Consider the following 23,843-nt stretch of genomic DNA (forward strand, 5'->3'; position numbering starts at 1 on the left):
GGCAAACCTCTGCAAACCCTGAGTGGACGCGATTTGGTCAATAGCGTGGTGTTCAGCCCCGATGGGAAAAGGCTGGCTTCAGCAAGTGGTGACAACACCATCAAACTCTGGGATGCAGCCACAGGCAAACCTCTGCAAACCCTGAGTGGACGCGATTTGGTCAATAGCGTGGTGTTCAGCCCCGATGGGAAAAGGCTGGCTTCAGCAAGTGGTGACAAGACTATAATTATATGGAATTTGGATTTAAATAAGTTAGTGACAGATGGTTGTGGCTTACTCAACAATTATTTAGTTGTCCATCCTGAGGTGCTGGAAGAAGTAACAGAATGTCAAACTCTGCCTAGAAAAGTCCAAGCCGCTACAGTATTAGTTATCCAAGGTGAGAAGCTAGCGCGAAATGAAGATGTTGATAATGCTGTTATCAAATTCCGCAAAGCACAGCAGTGGGATACTAATTTAAAATTTGATCCCCAGGTAAAAGCACAAGAGTTTGTCAACAAAGGCAAGGCTGAACGCTTAATTGATGAAGGAGATAGACGCTTACAAGAGGAGAAAAAGTTTAAGGAAGCGCTAGGAGATTATACCGAAGCTCTCAAGTTTGATCCAAAAGTTGAAATTCCTGCAAGTTCTTGGAACTCTCTATGTCGTCAAGGTAGTCTGCAAAAACAAGCGGCTGATGTGTTACCAGCCTGTGAAAAAGCCGTTGCACTTGCACCTGATGGCCTCACTCGTGATAGTCGTGGTTTAGCTAGGGCGCTGACAGGGAATTATCAAGGGGCGATTACTGATTTTGAGGCATACATCGCCCAGACTCAGGATAAAGATAGTAAAGCACAACGGCAGCGCTGGGTGAAAGATTTACGAGCGGGGAAAAATCCGTTTACAGATGCAGAGCTTAAGAAGTTACGGAACGTAGATTAAATAAAATGCAAAACTTCATCCTGGCTCTAGCTTCCCTCTCCTTTATAAGGAGAGGGATTGAGGGTGAGGTAAGCTAGGGACATAAATTGGATGTTATTTAATTCTTATTCCTTAGCGAAGTCGTTTTAACCTCACTTCCATTCCTCTTCCTTAAGTTTATCGAATAGCTCTAAGAAACCTCACCCTGGTTCTGCTACGCACAACCTGTCCCTCTCCTTAGTAAGGAGAGGGAGGTTTGTCAGGATAGGGTTTTGAACAAATATCGTATTTTAGTTCGGGTTCCCTAAAATTAAGTACCCAGAAACCTATTAAAACGAGATAATAATAAACTCACACCACCCTTAGCTGTTGTCCCATCAACCATTACAGAAGTTGTTCTGGCTTGGTTTAGATAATTAACTTCACAGTCATAGGGTCGAATTTTGCAAGTAGTTCTGAACCAAATCATGAAAACATCTACCGAATTGCTAGCTCGTCTGGACTATTACTACCAGCAAATCAAGACAATTATTCTGACTCGGCAAAATCCGATTACTGGTTTACTACCTGCGAGTACAGCGATTACAGCCCACGGCGATTATACTGATGCCTGGGTGCGAGACAACGTTTACAGCATTTTGGCAGTTTGGGGTTTAGGACTTGCATACCGCAAGATTGACGACGACGAGGGACGCACTTATGAACTAGAACACAGTGTCATCAAACTGATGCGCGGGTTGCTCTTTGCGATGATGCGACAGGCTCATAAAGTAGAAACATTTAAACATACTCAGTCGCTACTGGATGGACTGCACGCCAAATATAATACCGCGACGGGCGACATTGTTGTTGGTGATGACAAATGGGGACATTTGCAACTGGATGCCACATCTATATTTTTACTGATGTTGGGGCAAATGACGGCTGGCGGATTGCAAATAATTTATACCATTGATGAAGTGAATTTCGTCCAAAACTTAGTTTACTACATTGGACGAGCTTACCGCACACCAGATTACGGCATTTGGGAACGTGGTAATAAAATTAATCGTGGTAGTGCTGAGTTAAATGCCAGTTCCGTAGGCATGGCAAAAGCTGCTTTAGAAGCTATCAATGGACTGGATTTGTTTGGTGTGCGTGGTAGTCAAGCATCGGTGATTCATGTGCTACCAGATGAAATCGCCCGCGCCCGAATTACTTTAGAATCCCTATTACCGAGGGAATCTGGTTCCAAAGAAATTGATGCAGCGCTGTTGAGTATTATTAGTTATCCTGCCTTTGCAGTGGAAGATTTGCAATTACGCGATCGCACTTTAAACGATATTATCAACAAACTCGCAGGTAAATACGGCTGTAAACGCTTTCTGCGTGATGGACACCAAACCGTTTTAGAAGATCATCAGCGCTTACACTACGAACCGTGGGAACTCAAGCAATTTGAGCATATTGAATGCGAATGGCCGTTATTTTTCACTTATTTAGTTCTAGATGGATTATTTCGCGGCGAACAAGAACAAGTTAAAAAATACCAAGAGCTTTTAGAAGCATTACTTATAGAACAAAATGGTTTGCGTTTATTGCCAGAACTTTATTATGTTTCAGCCGAAAACATAGAAGTAGAAAAGTTAGCACCCCAAACGCAACCACGTTTGCCCAATGAAAATATTCCTTTGGTGTGGGCGCAAAGTTTATATTTTCTCAGTGAAATGTTGAGTGAAGGGTTAGTAGCGGTTGGTGATATCGACCCTTTGGGGAGACATTTGTGTGTGGGAAAACAGCGCGAGGCATTGGTACAAATCGCTTTATTAGCAGAAGATGAAGATTTACAGACGAAACTAGAAGTTCACGGAATTGAAACACAAACGCCTACCCAAGTAGAACCGATTCAGGTGAGAAAAGCTGGAGAATTTTCCGCTATTTATACCCAAATTGGACGTAACGATAAACTTGGTTTAACTGGGCGGCCAGTACGGCGGCTACGGAGTTTAACAACATCTAGAATTTTTCGGATTCGCGGCGAAACAATTGTATTTTTGCCTGCATTTTCAGATTCTCAACAGTTTTACTTAACCCTTGATTACCATTTTCTCCTGGATCAAATTAGAAGCGAACTAGCTTACATTCAAAAATATTGGAACGATTTAGGGCGTCCGACTCTGACTTTAATGTTGACGCATACCATGTTAGAAATCGGTTCGGAAGCATTATTAGAACTAATGCAAGAACTGAAAGATGGTGTTTGTAACGGTGTGCGGGTGAAATTAGGGCGGCTAAATCAGCTAATGCTGACATCTGGAATCCAAAGAATTGATTTTCTTCCAAATGCAGAATTCTCGCGATCGCCAGTGAAAAATGCTGGGCTACGTTGCTATTACCTAGCTTATCATCCTGAGAAAAACTGGCGCTTAAGAAATACCCAAGAATTTCAGATGGAGTATGAAACCAACTTGGGATTATTACTTTCTTGTTTACGTGCATCAGAGAATATCTACGAGCAAATTGAGTTATTACAAACTTTAACTCGCTTGCAAGGAATGAAATTTGATACAGGGTATGGTGGCCCAGGATATCCTGTCACCGTAGCTGATTTACTAGACGAAGTTTACACCAAAGCTGGAGATTTAGCTATTTGGGCAGTAGTGCGTCGGGCTGCGGGGTTACGGCAAATGGTTGATATTAGCCTATCAGATGCAGTGACGAGTATTTTGGTGCGAGGTAAGCAAATTGCTGTGGGTAAAGCTTACAGTGAGGCGTCCTTGATTACCGTACCCATGTCCCACGATGAAATTGCCGATAAAATTAATCATTTTTGTCGTGAAGATATCCGCGATCGCGTCCTCACCCAAGAGATTTTAATCTATCTTGGTATCTTAATTCGCTCGGAACCGGAATTATTCCAGGGACTACTAACGCTAAGAGTCGGCTATCTTATCCTATTGATAACCAGCGAACTAGCGCAGGAATTGGATGTTACTCAAGATGAAGCATACGATCACTTAATGCAATTTTCACCCTTTGAAGTGAAAATGCGCTTGCGTCAGGTATTAACTCGATATACTGGCATGAGTAACCTGTTACGCCAGCAAGAATCACTGCACGTCAAGCAAAAAGAAAGTGATATTGCTTGGGTGGTGTTACCAGTAATAGGAGAAGGAATAGAAGTCCCACCAGACGGTTGGCCTCGGTTTCGTCAAGCTGAGGGTGCGACGGGGCGCGTACCAAAAGAATTTTTTAAGCAAGTTTGGCTATTAATGCAACATTGCAAGGGTCTAGTAATTGGCGATAAACTAGAGCGCCGCAATCGTTTAGATAGTGAGATAATGTTATCGGAAATGACAGCTGGCGAAAGAAATTTTGCTCTGTTAGTTGAGCATTTGCTGAATAAAATTGAAGCTCCAGAATATCGCCAAGTTAATATTGAAGCATTAAGAGAATTAGCTGCGATCGCTGCCAATAATCCTAACCTGCAAATCGAAGAATATATCGTGTTGGATGTGTTAATTGGTCATGCAGTACGATTGGCATGGTTAGAACACCATCCCGATAGAGGCGATCGCTATGATGAGGATAAGGGGAGTGCGTGGCGATCGTTTTACAATACTTCTCCTAGCGATTGTGCTAGTTATATTTTGAAGGCTTTCCGGTTCTTGACGGAATTTGTGAAAGATTTTTAACGCAAAGGATGAAAGAGAATGAGTTGAGTGGGGTGATTATTGGTTGTGCGATGAGGGTGCATACTGCTTTGGGGCCTGGTTTATTGGAGTCGGCTTATGAAGTGTGCTTGGATTATGAGTTGAAGGAAGTCGGGTTGAATGTTGGTAAGCAAATTCCATTGCCCTTGATTTATAAAGATGTGCAATTGGAATGTGTTTATCGATTAGATTTGATAGTCGAAAACCAAGTAATTGTAGAGATTAAATCTGTAGAATCCTTCCACCCGATTCACTCCGTTCAACTCTTAACCTATCTCAAACTCGCAAACTGCAAACTAGGTCTTCTCCTCAACTTTAACGTCCTCCACCTCAAAGAAGGTATCAAACGCGTAGCCAACAACCTCTAACTCTGACTCCGCGTTCCTTTGCGTTTCCCTCCGCGTTCCTTTGTGTCTAAAATCTACTTAACAGAAACAGCATCAACATCAATAGTGCTTGCAGGGGAAGTAGAAGGCTCAGTAGTATTAGCTGCTTCAGTACCCACATCACCACTTACATCACCCTTACGAGCTTTCCAGCCTTCAATCACCAGTCCAGACACCTCACTAACTAACAGGGTCAAAAGGAAAACATCATCAATCTGTCCCACAACGGGTATAAAATCTGGGAGAACATCAATTGGGCTGACCAAATAGACCAATGTTCCTAAAATTACCCACCAACGGTACTTGGGGTTACGAAGCACATTGCGATACCAAGTGTAAAGTGATTGGATTGAAAATTTCATATTTTGAACCTCCAGTTATCTTTAATTTTGACAAATAATCCTAAAAACTTCCGGTGGGAATAACCGCCCTAGTTAGTCTGGAAGACGCTACTCGTAATCTGTCACTAAATACCTACTCTGTGATTCTGCACAAGAGTCTAGTAATTAGCTGATCACAAATAATGTTGATTGTGTATTTTAAAAGGGAATCCTAGTTATATAAATCTAAAGTTTCGCCTCTTTAGTGTAAATTTATTTGCTTTTCACAAGGCGAAGCACTAACGCAGGATGGAACCTACCGATGAAGAAGCATCACTTTGGCATATCTAAAATCCCCCTACAGATGGTTCGGATTATTCCCTTTGTATTACAAATATTTGGAGCGGTAGGTTTAGTAGGTTATTTGTCATTTAAAAATGGACAGAAAGCCGTCAACGACTTGGCAGAACAGTTGATGGATCGAACGAGCAATATAGTAGATCAACATTTAAATTCTTATCTATCTATTCCCCATAAGGTGAATCAAATTAATGCTGATGCCATTCAGATGGGCTTATTAGATGTGCGCGTTCGCAAAACTGTGGGAAAATATTTCTTAAAACAAATGCAGGCTTATGATCTAACCTACATCGGCATCGGGCTGACCACAGGTGAAGGTACAGGAGCAGCTCGTTACGATGGCAAAACCGTCACGATTGATGATTGGAGTGCCAAACCTCCGAAAAATTACTACAACTACGCCACAGATAACCAAGGCGATCGCACCCATATTAATACTATTCTTGATTGGGACAACTTTAAGGAAACTTGGTACACCGAGCCTGTAAAAGCTGGTAAACCCATCTGGTCGCGGATTTTCACCTGGAATGATCCTAATCATCCATACATTAGTGCTTCTGCGGGTCGTCCCATTTATGACGCGCAGAATCTATTACTGGGGATGGTTGCAGCAGATATCCATCTATTAAAATTGAGTGAGTTTCTACGGTATTTGGATGTTAGCCGTTCTGGACAAGTTTTCATTTTAGAGCGGAATGGGATGCTGATAGCGAACTCTAGCACACAGCAGCCTTTTATCTTGGTCAAGGAAGATATTCGCCGAATAAAAGCCACCGACAGTCCTGATCCTTCAATTCAGTCCATTGCCAAACAAATTCAGCAAACCTTCAATGGCTTTGAGTCGATCACCGAATCCAAAAAACTGCAACTGAATTGGCAAGGAGAAGCAAATTTTGTCAATGTCACCCCCTGGCGTGATCAATATGGACTGGATTGGCTAGTAGTTGTGAGTGTGCCAGAACACACTTTTATGGCACAAATCAACGCCAACTACCCGCACTAGCATTTTGCTCTGTCTTGGAGCCTTGGCTGTGGCAACTTTAATGGGCTATTTAACCTCTCACTTGATTACACAGCCGATTCTGCAAATCAAGCGAGCAAGTCAGGCAATGGCATCAGGTGATTTAGACCAAACTTTGGATATCAACAATATCCAGGAACTCAATGTCCTTGCCCACTCTTTTAATCACATGGTAGGGCAACTGCGAGAATCTTTTACAGCCTTAGAAAACGGTAAGGCAGAGTTGAGAAGACAAAGTGGAAGAACGCACCACTGAACTCAAAACCGCCTTGAGTGAATTGCAGCGCACCCAAGCACAAATGGTTCAAAGTGAAAAGATGTCTAGTTTGGGTCAACTGGTAGCAGGTGTGGCTCATGAAATCAACAACCCGATAAACTTTATTCACGGCAATATTACCTACCTAAACGAATACACTCAAGATTTGCTCAGGATGATCCATCTCTACCAACAACGTCATCCCAGTAATGATCCAGAGGTGCAAGCGCTAGCTGAGGAAATCGATCTGGAGTTCCTGATTGAGGATTTACAGAAGATGCTAGCTTCTATGAAAATGGGGACTGACCGGATTCGGACTATTGTATTATCACTGCGAAACTTTTCTCGGATAGATGAAGCAGAATTCAAAGCAGTTGACATTCATGAAGGAATTGAAAGTACGCTGTTGATTTTGCAACACCGTCTGAAAGACAAACCAGAATGTCCAGCAATTGTAGTGATTCGGGATTATGGCAAGTTGCCCGAAGTAGAATGCTATCCTGGACAACTCAATCAAGTTTTAATGAATGTTCTAGCGAATGCGATCGATGCTTTAGACGAAATAAACGCCAATCGCACCTATCAGGAAATAGAGGCAAATCCTAGCCAGATTATCATCCGCACCTCAATGAGCAATTCGCAGTCGGTGGAAATTGCGTTGGCGAAGCCCGCCGTTCGCGAAGCGTCTCGAAGAGAAGGCATCGCAGATAATGCCGGGGGAATGCCAGAACAGGTTAAAAATCATATCTTCAATCCTTTCTTCACCACCAAACCTGTAGGCAAAGGAACCGGCATGGGCATGGCAATCAGCTATCAAATTATCACCCAAAAACATGGTGGCAAATTGGAATGTTTTTCTACTCTTGGTGAAGGGAGTGAGTTTATCATTCAATTGCCTACCCAGCAGCAAGTTTCTACGGCAGTCTAAGTCAAATACGCCATGCTTACACTGTCTTTTTAGGTTTTCGAGAAATTTATATTTTAGAAGTCCCTCATTTTGGATTAATCTCTAAAATTAAAATGCTTCGGCATATTTGCTCTAGTCATGGAGGGAGGAAACTTAAACAGTGGATATTTTAGATTTATTTTATAAGGGCGGGCCAGCAATGTGGCCTTTGCTAGTTCTCTCGATTCTGTCTTTGAGTGTGATTTTCGAGCGTTTGTGGTTCTGGTTGCGAATGTTGACTCAGGAAAAGCAAATAGTCGATCGCATCCTGGATGCTGCCCAGGATAATTGGGAAGTAGCTGCGGACATTGCCAGACTTGCAAGCCATCAGCCCGTCGGGCGTTTTCTCTATGCCCCTCTACGCTTCGCCAAAACTGATGCGGAAACCTTTCGACTAGCACTGGAGGCTACGGCGGAAGATGAATTAGCTGGAATGCGGCGGGGCGAAAAACTTTTAGAAGCCGTGATTGCCTTAGCGCCGCTGCTGGGATTATTGGGCACGGTTTTGGGTTTGATTCGCGCTTTGCGATCAATTCGGATTGGCGATTTAGGAACTGAATCTACTGCTGGGGTAACTACTGGTATTGGTGAATCACTGATTGCTACGGCAACGGGGCTAATAGTCGCCATTATTAGTTTGGCATTTTACCGCCTATTTCAAAGTTTTGTAGTTAACCAAGTCAAAGTTTTTCGGAAGGCAGGGAATGAGATGGAATTACTGTACCGGCAGTCTCCGCCTGACTTTAGTAATAGAACATCAGCAATTGTACCAGAAAATTTTACTCCACCCCGCAAGCCAGGAAAGACCAGGTTTTCTGAACCTCCTGAACCCCCGAATGCACCTAATTAATTAGTCAAGAATTCAACCCCCAAACCAGGTGTTAGAGTGAGACGATGAAAGTTAATCTACATACTCCAATTGAAGAAGTCCAAGTTCAAATCATCCCTTTAATTGATGTTGTTTTTTGTATCCTGACGTTTTTTTTGTTAGCAGCTTTGCAATTTACGCGGCAACAAGCAATAAATGTTGATTTGCCTAAAGCCAGCCCCAGTTCAGTATCTGGAATAACATCACAGAGTGGAAGTCTGATTGTAACGATCGATGCCGTTGGCAATACTTACATAGAAAAACAACCTGTAAAACGGGAGGATTTGCGAGAGAGGTTAAAACAGTATCTCCAACAAAATCCCAGTGCCATTGTGGTGCTGAATGCTTCCCGAACAGCAACTTACAATGATGTGATTGAGACATTGGATTTGCTACGGCAAGTAGGGGGCGATCGCGTTTCTTTGGGAATTATTCCTGCCCCATCTGAACCGCTCACAAACTCACTCAACCAGCCTGCTGTTCCGTCATTCCCAATCAATCCTGGTGCTGCACCAGTTCCAGGTATCAACCCTGAAGGGAATCTTACCCCTAATTTTCCCTTAGCACCTAATTCCGTACCCTTGCCGACGGTCACTGGTCAACCTTCAACTGGGCAAGGTATCAGTCCGATCAATCCTGGTATTTCCAACCCACCAGCATCCCAAGCCCCTGTAGCACCCAAAAAAACCCAACCTACTCTTAAAAGATGAGATAGGGAGCAGGGGAGCGGGGGAGCAGGGGAAAGTTAGAATTTCGCTCATCTCCTCACTCCCCTTCAAGCTCTTTCCCAAACCTAAAGATATCTAAAATAAAATTCGGTTAGAGAAAAATTTCCTGCTAATTTATAGATAATTGGTTGAGCTTTAAAGATTTTTCCACCGATAAACTAAAGTAATTTATCACCAATTGCCATTCACGTTTCAGGGGTTGTGGCATGAATATCGTGACGCTTTTAATTGTTTGGATAGTAACAGCTATCACCCTGTTGATAATTAGCAAATTGCCTCTAGGAGTTGAAATTGACACTCCAGGTAAAGCTTTCCTTTCAGCCGCAGTGCTTGGTATCGTGACATCAATAGTCAGACCGATTTTAAGCCTCGTTTTTGCAGTACCAAATTTACTCACATTGGACTTATTATCCAGTATTTTCACATTTATGATTGCCGTGGTTTGTTTTAGTATTGCTGCTTGGTTAGTAGAGGGCTTTCGCTTGCGTTACGGGATTTGGAGTGCTGTTATCGGCGCATTTGCGCTGACTATAATTAACAGCTTAATCTACAAATTATTGGGCGTCTAAAATCAATAGTTAGGAGTTAGGAGTGATGAGTGATGAGTTGTTAATAATTCTTAACTCCTGTAGAGACGCGATTAATCGCGTCTCTACTCCTAACTCCTAACTCCTAACTCCTAACTATTCGTTGGAACTTGGGGGAGCAACTGGGGTCGTTGATTGTTGTTTACGTTGCTCGCGTTTTTTGCGATCGGCTGAGAGCATATCTCCCATTACCACCAGCGCTTGCGCCATCTTGTCTAGGTTAGAACGGTATAGCTCCAAATCTTTGTTGAGTTTGTCATCAGAGAGGTGCAAGCCAGCAGCGATCGCTTTCAGTGCCTCAGTGAGTTGTTTTTCATCTTTGACTAATTCGGGATCTGACAGTTCTAATAACGAAAATACACCAATTGCAAACAAACGGTTGTATTTAAAGTTAGGATTGTTGGCGATCGCTTGCAGGTGTGCTTGCAAGTCACCATCTCGATCTAAGTGAGTAGTTTGACCTAGCCACGCAATTAAATCTTTAATTGGTAAACCTTTAGCTACAGTTTGCAATCTTTGGGCATCCTGTTGATAGTGTTGCGGATCTCGTTCTATAGCCCGACATAGGGCGTTAAAAATTGATGCTTGATCACGTTCTGGTTGATAGCCTTCCATGAAGCGGTCAAAGGTAGTGACGACACCCAAGGCATAAATTGGATTGTAGCTAAAATCGATATTTACTGACAGCAGATGCATTTCCACCATCAATTCTTCTACTACCCGACGATAAATAGTGTTGATCGGACGAGTGTGAAGATTGTAGAAAGTTCGCTTTGTATCAGAGACAGTACGGACGTTATTCACAAAGAAAAAGAGAATGTTAAGGGCGACGTATCTTTATTTTCTCGCTTAAAGGCTAGTTTGCCAAGTTAAGCTTTTAGCTGGTGACGGTTTCATTTACAATATAGACAAATCAGAAGCACTTTATAAGCTGCTAGACACTGGGGATAAGACCTTTTACCCTAAAAAACTAGCCAAAAATTATTATCCTTAATGATTCGTTTATCGCATTTATGAACTTCTCGCCCCAGTTAATTGCTTTAGGTGAGTACCTAGCTGGTGAATTTGATAATCGGCAACAAGCCATAGCAGAGCCAGTTTGGTATGTCCACCTCCGGCTGTGGCAAAGACCAGTTAATCTGTTCACAGAAGATAGCATCACCCTGTTTGCCGAACAGGCTAACATTATTAACCTAGATCAACCTTACCGCCAGCGAATTATGCGGTTGCGTCAGGGGAGCAACTCCGATGCATCTCTGGAAGTACAATACTACATACCTCAAGCTCCAGGTGCATTAAGAGGCGCTGGTGATAATCCTGCCCTACTGAACACACTGACACCCGAACAATTAGATTTACTACCAGGTTGTAGCCTAACAGTTACCCAGGAAACACTAGCGCGCGATCGCTATAAGTTTACCGCTCTCTCACTACCAGAGACTCGTTGCAGCTTTACTTATCTTGGTAATAGCGTCTATGTTTCCTTGGGATTTGAAGCTACTGCGGCAGAATTTCACAGCTACGACAAAGGAATTGATCCAGCAACTGGAAAAGCAACTTGGGGAGCGATTATGGGGCCTTATCGTTACACCAAGCGAAATCACTATTCAATAAGATAAACTTATCAGTCATGAGTTATAAGTTTTGAATTAATTCCTCACTCCTGTACAGACGCGATTAATCGCGTCTCTCTTAACTCCTAACTCATTTTTTAGCTGGCAATGCTACGAGGTACACCTTCTAAAGCTTCCTCTTCTGTTTCAAAGATTTCAAAGACAGTATCCATCATCGTCACTTCAAACACAAGTTTGGCTTCTGGATGTACATTCGAGATGCGGAAACTGCCCTTGACTTTATCAGCATCACGCATCCCAGCTACCAAAGAGGTTAGACCGGAACTATCAATAAAATTTACCTGAGCCAGATTTACAACTACATGGCGGCTGAGTTTGGAAATACACTCTTGTAACTTCAGGCGAAATTGCCAAGCAGTGGTAATGTCTAGGCGACCGGCTGGTGTCAAGACAATAACGGTGTTTCCGTCTTGGGTTGTATAACTTTTTTGGTCTATATGAATCACTAAAGCCCTCCCCGTGGCATTCCTTTTCAGATTAACTAGCGACAGAATTTTCTAATGCTGTCACTTGAGATTAACAAGCTATAGCTAAAATTGTCACCTTTTTCTCTTAAGTGCTTACCTTTAGTAGTTTAACTTACCGAAATAGTGCTGAGTAGCAATTTTTAATCGGGAGTGGGGAGTGGGAAAGATAACAGGGATGGGGAAGAACTCCTAACTCCTGTACAGACGCGATTAATCGCGTCTGTACTCCTAACTCAGCACTATTGAGGTGGTGTCCAGTTAATCCAATCTTGGGGCTTGAGGAAGGTTTCATATAATTCAGCTTCAGGGGAATTAGGTTCTGGCCGATAGCCGTATTCCCAACGCACTAAGGGAGGTAGGGACATGAGAATTGATTCGGTGCGTCCGTTGGTTTGCAGACCAAAAATTGTGCCTCGGTCATAAACCAAGTTAAATTCTACATACCGTCCCCGGCGGTAGAGTTGAAAATTCCGTTGGCGATCGCCATACTCTATCCCATGTCGCCGTTCTACAATTGGTACGTAGGCTGGTAAAAATGCCTTACCACAGTCTTGCACAAAGGCAAACAAATCTTCCCAATTGCGGGTTGCTGGTGTTCCCACCTGCTTGCTATAAATAGCCGCTTCTCCATTGGGATTTGGACCACGATATAAAGCACCCTCACCATCTTGGTAATCAAAAAACAGACCACCTACACCCCGTGTCTCATCACGATGCTTGAGGTAGAAATATTCATCACACCACCGCTTAAACACCGGATAATAGTCTGGGTAGTTTTGGTCACAAGCTTGTTTTAATGTTTTGTGTAAATGTGCCGCATCTTCAGCAAAGGGGTAATAAGGTGTCAAGTCAATACCGCCACCGAACCACCACACTGGGCCGGCTTCAAAGTAGCGATAATTTAGATGAACTGTGGGTACGTAAGGATTATGAGGATGTAATACCATTGAAGTGCCCGTGGCATAAAAGCCATGCCCTGCTGCTTCAGGGCGTTGGGTTAAAATTGAGGCTGGCAAATGGTCACCCCAAACTTCAGAAAAATTTACACCTGCTTGTTCAAATATTGCACCTTCGCGCAGCACGCGCGATCGCCCTCCACCCCCTTCTGGGCGTTCCCAACTATCTTCGAGAAACTTAGCCACACCATCTAGTTTTGCCAATGATTCGGTAATTTCGTCTTGCAATTGTTTCATAAACTGACTGACCCTAGTCTGAGCGTCAGTTGCTGGCAAAGACTTGGATGATTCTGCTGCTACAGTTGGTATTTGCGAGTTGGTCAACATAGATTCCCGAACCTAAATTACAATTTCCAGAAAGCCACAAATTTCTTATCTTAAAATTTGGGGGAAACACGCGTCAACAATCAAGCTCTATTTGCCCAACCCGCTTTTTCTTAGTGGTTAAGCATTTATACGATTGATGGGCATCACTACAGTTATTTTCCCTCAAATGCGTATACGCTTTGTATATTGACTGAGTTTTTTTTTGAAATTTTATTTTTAATTGGAATATTTTGGTATAAACACTAGACTATAGTCTTACCCTTGATACTTCAAGGTTAAGACTTGCCTGCTCAAAACTTCTTTGCCATATTGCTATGTTGGATGTTGGCATCTGCGCCGAATCGAGGCTTGCTATGTTTAGGGTATTTCGGAGAAAGTTTTAATTTAGGAACTAAGCGTAGTTGCCCACAATACCAGAGTTACCAGAAAGTGTCTAGGGAGGAGGATTAGGAAAATGCAAGGTTGGTTATCCAAATTCATCCACCGCAAACGTCGTCGGTTTTGCGCTTCTCTGGTGCGGACGTATCGAGAGATTAGTTCTGCTTCTGTAGATGAAATGTGGCAAAAAGTCGCTGATTTAACAGATGTTTCCTGGCATCCACTACTTAAGAGTACTAATGTCCCCTACGGATTAGTACCCAAACCAGGATTGATTTTTCAGGCTGTAACACGCTTTTCCCCGATTCCCATTCGGATTTTTGTGGAACGCGTCAATCCTAGAGAGATGCTGAGTATCCGAGTGCTGGCGATTCCTGGGATAGAGGAACGGGTGACTTATCAAGTAGAGTCAACAGTTTGTGGTACTTGTCTGTCTTATTCTGTAACGCTACGGGGTTGGTTATCGCCCCTGATTTGGTCTTTATCCCGTCCTTACGCAGACCGCGTTGCACGGTCTTTAGTCGAGGCAGTAGAAAAGACGGCATTGCCAACGGTATCTGGTAAGAAAAAATCCCTTAATGACAGTTGCTTTGATTTTTAGGTACTGAGGAGTGGGGCATGAGGGAGCAGGGGAGGTAGGGAGAGAAATAACCAATGCCCAATGCCCAAAGAAAGTTAAGATTGCATTAGGTGAAAACACTAACCTGACCTTAATTAAGAAAGCATCCAGTTAATAGCTAAGATGTTCGCCACGAGTGTATTTCTTCATTTTAAATTTTAATTTTTTATGTACGATGTCCTCGATTCTCGCTCTGTCTTAGAAGTGTTGCGACCAGTGGAAGACCCAGAACTCCGCAAAAGTCTGGTAGAACTGAATATGATTCGCAACGTCAAAATTGACGCTGGCAAGGTTAGTTTCACTTTGGTGTTGACCACTCCTGCTTGTCCTTTACGTGAATTTATCGTCGAAGACTGTCAGAAAGCTGTCAAAAAACTCCCCGGCGTTACAGATGTCAACATAGAAGTAACGGCAGAAACACCGCAACAAAAAAGTTTGCCCGACCGCACTGGCATTTCTGGGGTGAAAAATATCATTGCTGTTTCCAGTGGCAAAGGTGGCGTTGGTAAAAGTACGGTGGCGGTGAATGTAGCAGTGGCTTTAGCCCAAACTGGGGCGAAAGTCGGCTTGCTAGATGCTGATATTTATGGCCCTAATGACCCCACCATGCTGGGTCTAGCTGATGCCCAAATTACTGTCCGCTCAACCAAAACAGGTGACATCCTGGAACCTGCTTTTAATCACGGCGTCAAATTAGTTTCAATGGGCTTTTTGATTGACCGAGATCAACCAGTAATTTGGCGGGGGCCTATGCTCAATGGTGTAATTCGCCAGTTTCTCTATCAAGTTGAATGGGGAGAACTGGACTATTTGATTGTAGATATGCCACCGGGAACCGGAGATGCTCAGTTAACTTTAACCCAAGCAGTATCGATGGCAGGGGCAGTAATTGTCACCACGCCGCAAACTGTAGCCCTGTTAGATTCTCGCAAGGGATTGCGGATGTTCCAACAAATGAATGTCCCGGTCTTGGGAATCGTAGAAAATATGAGCTATTTTATACCCCCGGATCAACCGGATAAGCAGTATGACATCTTTGGTTCCGGTGGTGGCTCCAAAACAGCCGCCGAATTGGGAGTGCCATTGTTGGGGTGCGTACCCCTAGAGATTTCCACGCGAGTTGGTGGTGACAGTGGTGTGCCGATAGTGGTTGGGGAACCAGATTCGGCTTCGGCAAAAGCATTAACAGCGATCGCTCTTACCATTGCTGGTAAAGTATCAGTTGCTGCCCTGACATCAGAAATTTTAAAATCTCAAAGCTAAGTCTAAACTGGCACAATGTTGTTAAAACGATCGATCCCCAAAATTCGCTGGAAGTCTTGGGTTAAGCCCTGGCAGGATGTAGATTGGCTACTTTTTTGTTTGCCGATTGCTGTCAGCATCTTTGGTGGCATCATGATCCTCAGTACGGAACTGAAGCAGCCAGTAACTGACTGGTGGTGGCACTGGATGGTAGCGGCTATCGGCGTGCTTATAGCCCTGTTTTTATCTCGCACCCGTTACGAAATCTTGATGCAGTGGCACTGGGTAACATACGCACTGACCAACTTCAGCTTAATCGCGGTGATGATTGCTGGTACTAGTGCCAAAGGGGCACAGCGATGGATTACGATCGCCGGCTTTAACGTGCAACCCTCAGAATTTGCCAAAGTCGGCATGATCATCACCTTAGCAGCTTTGCTACACAGGCGCACTGCTTCTAGCATCGAAGGTGTTTTCCGCGTTCTGGCAATCACTGCCATACCTTGGGGATTAGTATTTTTGCAGCCAGATTTAGCAACATCACTGGTATTTGGTGCGATCGTTTTAGGAATGCTTTACTGGGCAAATGCTAACCCAGGCTGGTTAATTCTGATGATTTCTCCGGTGGTTGCCGCCATTTTGTTTAGTATATCTTGGCCATTAACAGAGCCGATAGTTTTATTTAAAGGATTAGCTTTTGGCCCATTAGCTTTTGGCCTATTAGGGCTAATTTGGTCAGTTGCGATGGCAATTGTGGGCTGGCGAGCTCTCCCCTGGCATCGATTTGGTTTCGGCGCTATTAGTGCCTGGAGTCTGAATATCTTGGGTGGCGAATTAGGAGTCTTCGCCTGGAACCATATTTTGAAAGACTATCAAAAAAATCGGCTAACTGTATTCATAAACCCCGATCACGATCCCCTCGGTGCCGGGTATCACCTAATCCAATCTCGCATTGCTATTGGTGCTGGTGAAATTTGGGGATGGGGTCTGTTCAAAGGGCCAATGACGCAACTGAATTTCGTACCTGAACAGCATACAGACTTTATTTTCTCTGCGGTGGGGGAAGAATTCGGTTTTCTTGGTTGTTTGGTAGTGCTGTTTGTCTTCTCCTTAATTTGCTTGCGTCTACTGCATGTTGCCCAAACCGCCAAAGATAACTTTGGTTCCTTGTTGGCTATTGGCGTTTTTTCCATGATCATGTTTCAGGTGATTGTGAACGTTGGTATGACTGTAGGTTTAGCGCCTGTGGCAGGAATTCCCTTACCTTGGATGAGTTATGGGCGTTCTGCCATGCTGACTAACTTCATTTCCTTGGGAATAGTAGAATCGGTAGCAAATTTTCGCCAAAGAAAGAAATATTATTGATTCGTCATTAGTCATTGGTCAGTTGTCCTTTGCCTAGCAGGGCTATTTCATTCTCATCTAGCCCGCCTCAGAATGAATTCACCAGTCTAATAGCACTCATTCCTCTCAAGACGACTGAGAAAAGGTTATAGTCCGTTAAAACGTACTTTAGCCATAGAAAAGGAACTTTAGTTCTGGGCGGTTTATGTCTAGAACGAAATAGCCCTATTTGCCTAGAGTCAATCAATATTTGCCAATGACCAATGACCAATGACCAATGACTATTAAGAAGTATTAAGCTATTAAAAGGAAACAAGCGAGGCTAAAAACATGATCCTGCCTGGAGCAACTGTTCGCGTCAAGAATCCCGCAGATACCTATTATCGCTACGAAGGACTCGTGCAACGACTGACTGATGGCAAAGTAGCCGTATTATTTGAAAGTGGTAACTGGGATAAATTAGTTACCTTCCGCCTGAGCGAATTGGAACTCGTAGAAACCACCGCCGGACGTAAAAAAGCTAAATAATATTAGTTAGGAGTGAGAAGTTAGGAGTTAGGAATTATAATTCTTCAACTCATCACTCCTAACTCATCACTCTTAACTCAGCACTCAGCACTCCCATGCGCCTCCCCCTACCACAGTTTGCTATTGGCGATCGCCATCCCAATCATATTGCGGAGGTGATTGAGACTACTAGTACTGAATTTTTAGCTCAGTGTTTGGAACCAAAAGATTTGAGCTTTCCCTCAATGCCACCCTTTGGTAGTTGGGTTTGTTCTGTAGATGAAGAATCTGGCAATCAAATTTATGCTGTAGTGTATTATGCCACAACTATGCCGATAGATTCAGTACACCGGGCGAGAGCCTTGGGGTTGTCTTTGCAAGATTTACGCGAGGAACAACCCCAAATATTTGCTATGCTCAGAACTGAATTCCGGGCTGCGATCGTGGGATTTGAGCAGTCTTCCCAGAATCGAGGTTATAACCAAAGAATATATCAATATCTACCACCGCGTCCCCCACAAATTCATCAAGCTGTTTATCGGTGCGAACCAGAAGCGATCATTAAATTTACTGAAGAACTAGATTTTTTGCGGACACTGCTTTGTATTAATGGTGCGCCAATAGAGTCTTTGACCGCAGCTGCGATTCGAGATGTATACCAGTTACGCAAAGCTGACCGAGAATGGCTAATTAAAGCTGGACGTAACTTGAGTGTGCTACTTAAAGACGACTACGATCGCTTGCGGTTCATTTTGAGTCAAATCCACCCGTAGGTAGTTAATTCTCAGATAATTGCCTAGTTAGTGTAAGTTAAGAATTTTAATTGTTCGTCAGGTGGCTTCTGTATTTATCAATCAAGCGATCAGCCCCAAGGTAATCGCAATTTTACCATAGCCCCTTCAATTCCTACCTATGGAACTCATATCACAAGTTCTTGTTCTGGAACCAACTTCCCAAGTTCTTGGCAAGGAACCAATTGTTCCCTTTGCTATTTTGCTGGTGGTGATCTTAGTTATACCGATCATATTTGAGCGGCTAAGATTACCAGGATTAGTGGGTTTGGTTTTCTCAGGGCTAGTACTTGGGCCTTCAGGCTGGAATCTACTTCAGTCTGACTCGCCGATGATTAACCTGCTATCAGACATTGGGTTAATTTACTTGCTGTTTGTCGCTGGGCTAGAAGTTGATCTAGAACAGTTCCGCCGCCAGAAAAGTCGTGCTTTTGGGTTTGCTAGCTTGACTTTCAGTATACCCCTGGTGATGGGAACCTTAGTAGGGCTGATTTTAGGCTATGACTGGAATATATCAATATTAATTGGCTCTTTATTCGCTTCCTATACCCTTTTGGCATATCCGATAATCAGCCGTTTGGGAGTAATAAACAACGAAGCTGTTAGCGTCATCATTGGAGCGACGATTTTTACAGATATTGGCGCAGTGCTGATCTTAGCCGTTTGTCTAGCCGTCGCTAATGCTGGAACATTCAGCTTTGCTAAACTACTCACCTTATCGGGTTGGTTAGTTATTTACTCTGTTGCCGTTGTCACAGGCTTTGATTGGGCAGGCAAAGAATTTTTCAAGCGGTCTGGAGACGACGAAGGAAACAAGTTTTTGTTTGTGTTGCTTTCTGTGTTTCTGGCGGCTGTAGGCGCTCAATTAATGGGGATAGAAATAATTGTTGGTGCTTTTTTAGCCGGTTTGGCGGTGAATGAAGCTGTGGGTGAAGGTCCAGTCAAAGAAAAGGTGGTATTTATTGGCAGTGTGCTATTCATTCCCATTTTCTTTGTTCACCTTGGCTTACTGGTCAATCTACCCGCCTTTTTGAACAATCTAGATACGCTCAAGTTAACACTGTTAATGATAGTCGGTTTGATTATCAGTAAATTGATTGCCGCTTTCTTGACAAAACTGGTTTACCGCTATAACTGGCAAGAAATGCTCACGATGTGGTCGCTGTCACTTCCCCAGGTTGGTACAACTTTAGCAGCAACGTTAGTAGGATATCGGGCCCAGTTGCTGCCACTAGAAGTATTACACAGTGTGATTATCTTAATGCTTGTCACATCAACCTTGGGGCCGTTGATGACCAGTCGAATAGCTGTTGGTTTGAATTCCTCACCAGCCGAAGATCCAGCACCACCCCTACTTGAACAGAACGCATCAGAGACAAACAGTGCTTTTACTATCGTCGTACCTGTATATAATCCTCAGACCGAGCAGTATTTGATTGAAATGGCGGCGTTATTAGCGCGTCAGTCTCATGGCAAAATTATACCCCTGGCGATCGCTACTGCTGCCGCTCACATGGATGCACCGCAGTTAGAAGCTTCTCTACAACGGAGTGAGCGGTTATTAACCAAAGCCACGGCACACAGTCGAATCTTGGGCGTGGCCGCAGAACCAATGCTGCGAATTGATGATGCCTTTGCTCAAGGAATTAGCAGAGCTGCTCGTGAACAAAAGGCTAATTTAATTGTTATGGGTTGGGGTAAACGGACTGGGTTACGAGCGCGTTTATTTGGGAATGTGATTGATGGTGTGCTTTGGGCATCCCATTGTCCAGTAGCGGTGACACGTCTAGTAGAATCACCGAAAAAAATTCAGCGCATCTTAGTACCAGTAGAAAATTTAACATCACCGACATTACAGCCTGTACAATTTGCCCAGATGTTGGCAGAGGCAAATCAGAGCCACATTACTGTGCTGAATGTGTGCGATCGCCGCACTAGTTCCAGTAAAATTGCTTGGAGGCGATCGCATCTCTCCCTATTAGTATCTAAATTAGCTTTGGCCAATACCCCAGAAATTCAAATCATCGCTCATGAAAATGTTGCTCAAGCAATTTTGCAGGCAGCACGATTATATGATTTGGTAGTTTTACCTTTTATACGTAATCGTACCAGTCCTGGAGGGTTAGCTATTAGCGATGTCACAACCCAGTTAGCCAGACAAATTACCTGCTCCATTGTCATGCTTGGAGAACCGCAACGCACTCAAACCCCAAATGTAGTTATGTCGAACACGATTACCAGCATTACATCTGCTGTATGATTGAGTGAACTTGGGCTGCGTTGGCGTAGCCCGCCGGAGGCATCGCGTAGCCCCCCGGAGGTATGCTTGAAATTTGACGAGTTTCAACCTAATCCCTGCTACTTTGCATTCAACTGAAAACAGTAGTAACCATAAAAAGACTCTATTTTATTGAAGATTTGATGAATTTTAGGTGGAAGACTGACAACTTTGAGACTAAATTTGGTATTTTGCTAATTAAATTGTTAAGCAAAAAGGTATAAATATTACAAAACTACATCCGGAGAAAAATAGGTAAGTTCAATAACACTTTTTGATTGAGCCTTGTTCTTTTTTTTGGTTTTGTATTTTTGTCTCCAAGCTGGGTAATCTAAAAGTAAGTGCAATAGCTACTGAAAATATTTGTAAGTAACTGGGAAACTATGAGAATTTTGGTGACGGGCGGTGCTGGGTTTATTGGTTCCCATCTCATCGACCGACTAATGAGCGATGGGCATGAATTAATATGCTTGGATAATTTTTACACTGGTCATAAACGGAACATTCTTAAATGGTTAGGTCATCCGTACTTTGAACTGATCCGCCATGATATTACCGAACCAATTCGGTTAGAAGTGGATCAAATTTATCATTTAGCTTGTCCTGCTTCACCGATACATTACCAGTACAACCCAGTTAAAACCGTTAAAACTAACGTGATTGGAACGCTGAATATGTTGGGGCTGGCTAAACGGGTGAAAGCTAGGTTTTTCTTGGCTTCAACTAGCGAAGTCTACGGAGATCCAGAAGTTCATCCCCAACCCGAAGAGTATAGGGGGAGCGTCAATCCCATTGGGATACGTTCATGTTATGACGAAGGTAAAAGAATTGCTGAGACTCTAGCATTTGATTACTATAGGCAAAATAAAGTTGATATTCGAGTTGCTCGGATCTTCAACACTTACGGGCCGAGAATGTTAGAAAATGATGGCCGGGTGGTGAGCAACTTTATAGTTCAAGCCTTGCGGGGTACTCCTTTAACCGTATACGGAGATGGTTCGCAGACTCGGAGTTTCTGCTACGTTTCCGATTTGGTAGAAGGATTCATCCGCCTGATGAATGGCGACTACATTGGCCCAGTAAACCTAGGGAATCCTGGTGAATACACGATTTTACAATTGGCACAAGCTGTGCAAAACATGATCAACCCGGACGCGCAAATTAAGTTTGAGTCACTACCTTCGGACGATCCCCGACGTCGCCAGCCTGATATTACCAAGGCAAAAACTTGGTTAAATTGGGAACCTACCATTGCTCTGCAAGAGGGGCTAAAACTAACAATAGAAGATTTTCGCGATCGCATTCAAAGCGATGCCAATAATTCAACCACCTGAGTGGCGTCTAGCGTCGCTGTGAATTTTCATGTAGGCTGACCCTATCGGTAGCTAGTATGCTTAGTGGCTGAGTTTCCTGCCAGTGTGTAAAAGACTAACTCGAAAAAAGTGAGGAGTTAAAAAATGCGTGTTTGCGTGATTGGTACTGGTTACGTTGGTTTAGTTACAGGTGCTTGCTTGGCTCATATTGGGCACGATGTAATTTGCGTAGACAACAACGAAGAAAAAGTTAAGTTAATGAAGTCTGGACAGTCCCCAATTTTTGAGCCGGGACTCTCAGAAATTATGCAGTCAGCCATTCAAACAGAGAAAATTCATTTTACTAGTGATCTTGCTGCTGGAGTTACCCACGGAGAAATTCTGTTTATTGCTGTGGGAACACCACCTTTACCTACTGGTGAAAGTGATACTCGTTATGTTGAAGCTGTAGCCCGTGGGATTGGGGAAAATCTCAAGGGTGGTTATAAAGTCATCGTAAATAAATCTACAGTACCCATTGGCTCAGGTGACTGGGTGCGGATGCTTGTTCTAGATGGTGTTGCTGAACAGCAGAAAACACTCGTAACCGCAGGTGGGGTATCGAGTGATGAGAAATTACCTGAGTTAGCAACCGAGTTTGATGTCGTGAGCAATCCAGAGTTTTTGCGCGAAGGTTCGGCAGTTCACGACACCTTCAACCCCGATCGCATTGTACTAGGAGGCAATAGTCAAAGGGCAGTAGCCTTAATGAAACAACTGTATGCCCCAATTGTGGAACGCAAGTACGCTGAGGATCAATCTTTACCCCCAGTGCCAATTCTGGCAACAGACCTGAGTTCGGCGGAGATGATCAAATACGCCGCTAATGCCTTTTTAGCCACTAAGATTAGTTTTATTAACGAAGTTGCTAATATTTGCGATCGCGTCGGTGCTGATGTTACTGAAGTAGCCAAAGGTATTGGTTTAGATTCCCGCATTGGTAACAAGTTTTTACAAGCTGGTATTGGTTGGGGTGGTTCGTGCTTCCCCAAAGATGTCTCAGCTCTGATTCACACTGCTGATGACTATGGTTATGAAGCCCAGCTAATGAAAGCTGCTGTCACTGTCAACGAGCGCCAGAGGTTGATTGCTTTGGAGAAACTCCAACAAGTTCTGAAAATTCTCAAAGGCAAAACAGTCGGACTACTCGGACTGACCTTCAAGCCAGATACCGACGACTTGCGCGATGCTCCAGCACTCATCCTAATTGAGCAGCTAAACCGACTGGGAGCCAAAGTTAAAGCTTACGACCCGATTATTTCCCAAACAGGTATGCGTCATGGTCTTTCTGGTGTGCTAGTAGAAACCGATGCCGAAAGACTTGCTGACGGGTGCGATGCTTTAGTACTCGTCACCGAATGGCAGCAGTTCAGCACTCTTGACTATGTGAAGATGGCGAAATTGATGGCTCACCCCGTTATCATCGATGGTCGTAACTTCCTCGACCCCGAAGCAATGGTACGCGCTGGATTCCAATATGTAGGCGTGGGACGGTAGAGAGTTAGAGAGATAGCGAAATAGAGAGTTAGGAGTTAGGAGTTATAGCGGTTCTTAATTGCATAAAATACAGACCTAACCCCCAGCCCCTTCCCTACAAAGGAAGGGGAGTAAGATTCAAAGCCTCTCTCCTCTTAGGCTATCGTGTACACACAAGTCATCGAATTACACAAAAACCTCACCCTGTCCTGACTTTAATCCCTCTCCTTAATAAGGAGAGGGACAGGTTTTGCGTAGTATAACCAGGGTGAGGTTTCTTTAAGCTATTCGATAAACTGTAAATTGCGTCAAGAGACACTTGTGTGTACACCGTAGCCTCTTAGGAGAGAGGAATGGAAGTGAGGTCAAAGTGTATTGCTTCCATTCGAGAAGCGCTATAGGAGTGAT

At 43.6% G+C, this 23,843-nt stretch carries 18 protein-coding genes and 2 pseudogenes; 16 read left to right on the forward strand and 4 right to left on the reverse strand.

Annotation, left to right across the window (positions count from 1 at the left end; translation table 11 throughout):
- From V7K36_RS03785 to V7K36_RS03795, 3 genes and pseudogenes are all read left to right on the forward strand, one after another.
- Positions 1 to 921, forward strand: a pseudogene (locus V7K36_RS03785) (ribosome assembly protein 4); the annotation flags it as partial.
- A gap of 446 nt (positions 922 to 1,367) precedes the next feature.
- Positions 1,368 to 4,574, forward strand: a complete 3,207-nt coding sequence (locus tag V7K36_RS03790; protein ID WP_335113339.1) for a glycoside hydrolase family 15 protein — start codon at positions 1,368 to 1,370, stop codon at positions 4,572 to 4,574.
- Between the two features lie 8 nt (positions 4,575 to 4,582).
- The gene (locus tag V7K36_RS03795; protein ID WP_335113341.1) at positions 4,583 to 4,960 is read left to right on the forward strand and encodes a GxxExxY protein; all 378 of its coding nucleotides are present in this window, start codon (positions 4,583 to 4,585) and stop codon (positions 4,958 to 4,960) included.
- Positions 4,961 to 5,013: 53 nt separating this feature from the next.
- Here the strand turns inward: V7K36_RS03795 and V7K36_RS03800 are convergent, their stop codons facing one another.
- On the reverse strand, positions 5,014 to 5,340 hold the full coding sequence (locus V7K36_RS03800) for a YkvA family protein (RefSeq protein WP_335113342.1): 327 nt from the start codon (positions 5,338 to 5,340) through the stop codon (positions 5,014 to 5,016).
- Between the two features lie 280 nt (positions 5,341 to 5,620).
- On the opposite strand from V7K36_RS03800, the pseudogene V7K36_RS03805 reads away from it, so the two are divergent.
- The 4 genes and pseudogenes from V7K36_RS03805 to V7K36_RS03820 all read left to right on the forward strand — a co-directional run bounded on the left by V7K36_RS03805 (position 5,621) and on the right by V7K36_RS03820 (position 10,046).
- A pseudogene (locus V7K36_RS03805) lies at positions 5,621 to 7,863 on the forward strand (ATP-binding protein).
- A 139-nt stretch (positions 7,864 to 8,002) separates the two neighbouring features.
- Positions 8,003 to 8,731 (forward strand): MotA/TolQ/ExbB proton channel family protein, encoded by a 729-nt coding sequence (locus V7K36_RS03810; protein ID WP_335096956.1) that lies wholly within the window; start codon positions 8,003 to 8,005, stop codon positions 8,729 to 8,731.
- A gap of 44 nt (positions 8,732 to 8,775) precedes the next feature.
- Positions 8,776 to 9,459 carry an ExbD/TolR family protein gene (locus V7K36_RS03815; RefSeq protein WP_335113344.1) on the forward strand — a complete coding sequence of 228 codons (684 nt, stop codon included), beginning with the start codon at positions 8,776 to 8,778 and terminating at the stop codon, positions 9,457 to 9,459.
- Positions 9,460 to 9,683: 224 nt separating this feature from the next.
- A complete protein-coding gene (locus V7K36_RS03820; protein ID WP_335113346.1) occupies positions 9,684 to 10,046 on the forward strand; it encodes a phage holin family protein in 363 nt (120 codons plus the stop codon).
- Between the two features lie 114 nt (positions 10,047 to 10,160).
- On the opposite strand, the gene psb29 is transcribed toward V7K36_RS03820, so the two are convergent.
- Entirely contained in the window at positions 10,161 to 10,868 is a 708-nt protein-coding gene (gene psb29, locus V7K36_RS03825) for a photosystem II biogenesis protein Psp29 (RefSeq protein ID WP_335113348.1), read from the reverse strand.
- A gap of 209 nt (positions 10,869 to 11,077) precedes the next feature.
- On the opposite strand from psb29, the gene V7K36_RS03830 reads away from it, so the two are divergent.
- A complete protein-coding gene (locus V7K36_RS03830) occupies positions 11,078 to 11,683 on the forward strand; it encodes a chromophore lyase CpcT/CpeT (RefSeq protein WP_335113350.1) in 606 nt (201 codons plus the stop codon).
- Between the two features lie 92 nt (positions 11,684 to 11,775).
- On the opposite strand, the gene V7K36_RS03835 is transcribed toward V7K36_RS03830, so the two are convergent.
- A complete protein-coding gene (locus tag V7K36_RS03835; protein ID WP_334829410.1) occupies positions 11,776 to 12,144 on the reverse strand; it encodes an STAS domain-containing protein in 369 nt (122 codons plus the stop codon).
- A 260-nt stretch (positions 12,145 to 12,404) separates the two neighbouring features.
- Positions 12,405 to 13,448 (reverse strand): oxygen-dependent coproporphyrinogen oxidase, encoded by a 1,044-nt coding sequence (gene hemF / locus V7K36_RS03840; RefSeq protein WP_335113352.1) that lies wholly within the window; start codon positions 13,446 to 13,448, stop codon positions 12,405 to 12,407.
- Positions 13,449 to 13,902: 454 nt separating this feature from the next.
- On the opposite strand from hemF, the gene V7K36_RS03845 reads away from it, so the two are divergent.
- The 8 genes from V7K36_RS03845 (at position 13,903) to V7K36_RS03880 (ending at position 23,456) form a co-directional block, all read left to right on the forward strand.
- Positions 13,903 to 14,427: an SRPBCC family protein gene (locus V7K36_RS03845; protein WP_334829407.1), complete on the forward strand. Its 525-nt coding sequence runs from the start codon at positions 13,903 to 13,905 to the stop codon at positions 14,425 to 14,427.
- Between the two features lie 186 nt (positions 14,428 to 14,613).
- Complete coding sequence (locus tag V7K36_RS03850) at positions 14,614 to 15,708, forward strand: Mrp/NBP35 family ATP-binding protein (RefSeq protein ID WP_335113354.1); 1,095 nt, start codon at positions 14,614 to 14,616, stop codon at positions 15,706 to 15,708.
- 15 nt (positions 15,709 to 15,723) lie between these two features.
- A complete protein-coding gene (gene rodA, locus V7K36_RS03855; RefSeq protein WP_335113356.1) occupies positions 15,724 to 17,052 on the forward strand; it encodes a rod shape-determining protein RodA in 1,329 nt (442 codons plus the stop codon).
- Positions 17,053 to 17,361: 309 nt separating this feature from the next.
- Positions 17,362 to 17,559 (forward strand): NAD(P)H dehydrogenase subunit NdhS, encoded by a 198-nt coding sequence (locus tag V7K36_RS03860; protein ID WP_335113358.1) that lies wholly within the window; start codon positions 17,362 to 17,364, stop codon positions 17,557 to 17,559.
- A gap of 95 nt (positions 17,560 to 17,654) precedes the next feature.
- The gene (locus V7K36_RS03865; protein WP_334829399.1) at positions 17,655 to 18,311 is read left to right on the forward strand and encodes an HAS-barrel domain-containing protein; all 657 of its coding nucleotides are present in this window, start codon (positions 17,655 to 17,657) and stop codon (positions 18,309 to 18,311) included.
- 139 nt (positions 18,312 to 18,450) lie between these two features.
- The gene (locus V7K36_RS03870; protein WP_335113360.1) at positions 18,451 to 20,589 is read left to right on the forward strand and encodes a cation:proton antiporter domain-containing protein; all 2,139 of its coding nucleotides are present in this window, start codon (positions 18,451 to 18,453) and stop codon (positions 20,587 to 20,589) included.
- A 401-nt stretch (positions 20,590 to 20,990) separates the two neighbouring features.
- Complete coding sequence (locus tag V7K36_RS03875; protein WP_335113362.1) at positions 20,991 to 21,941, forward strand: UDP-glucuronic acid decarboxylase family protein; 951 nt, start codon at positions 20,991 to 20,993, stop codon at positions 21,939 to 21,941.
- A 123-nt stretch (positions 21,942 to 22,064) separates the two neighbouring features.
- Positions 22,065 to 23,456: a UDP-glucose dehydrogenase family protein gene (locus tag V7K36_RS03880; RefSeq protein WP_335113364.1), complete on the forward strand. Its 1,392-nt coding sequence runs from the start codon at positions 22,065 to 22,067 to the stop codon at positions 23,454 to 23,456.
- The last annotated feature ends 387 nt before the right edge of the window (positions 23,457 to 23,843 follow it).

The organism is Nostoc sp., from assembly GCF_036919555.1.
Classification (GTDB): domain Bacteria; phylum Cyanobacteriota; class Cyanobacteriia; order Cyanobacteriales; family Nostocaceae; genus Nostoc.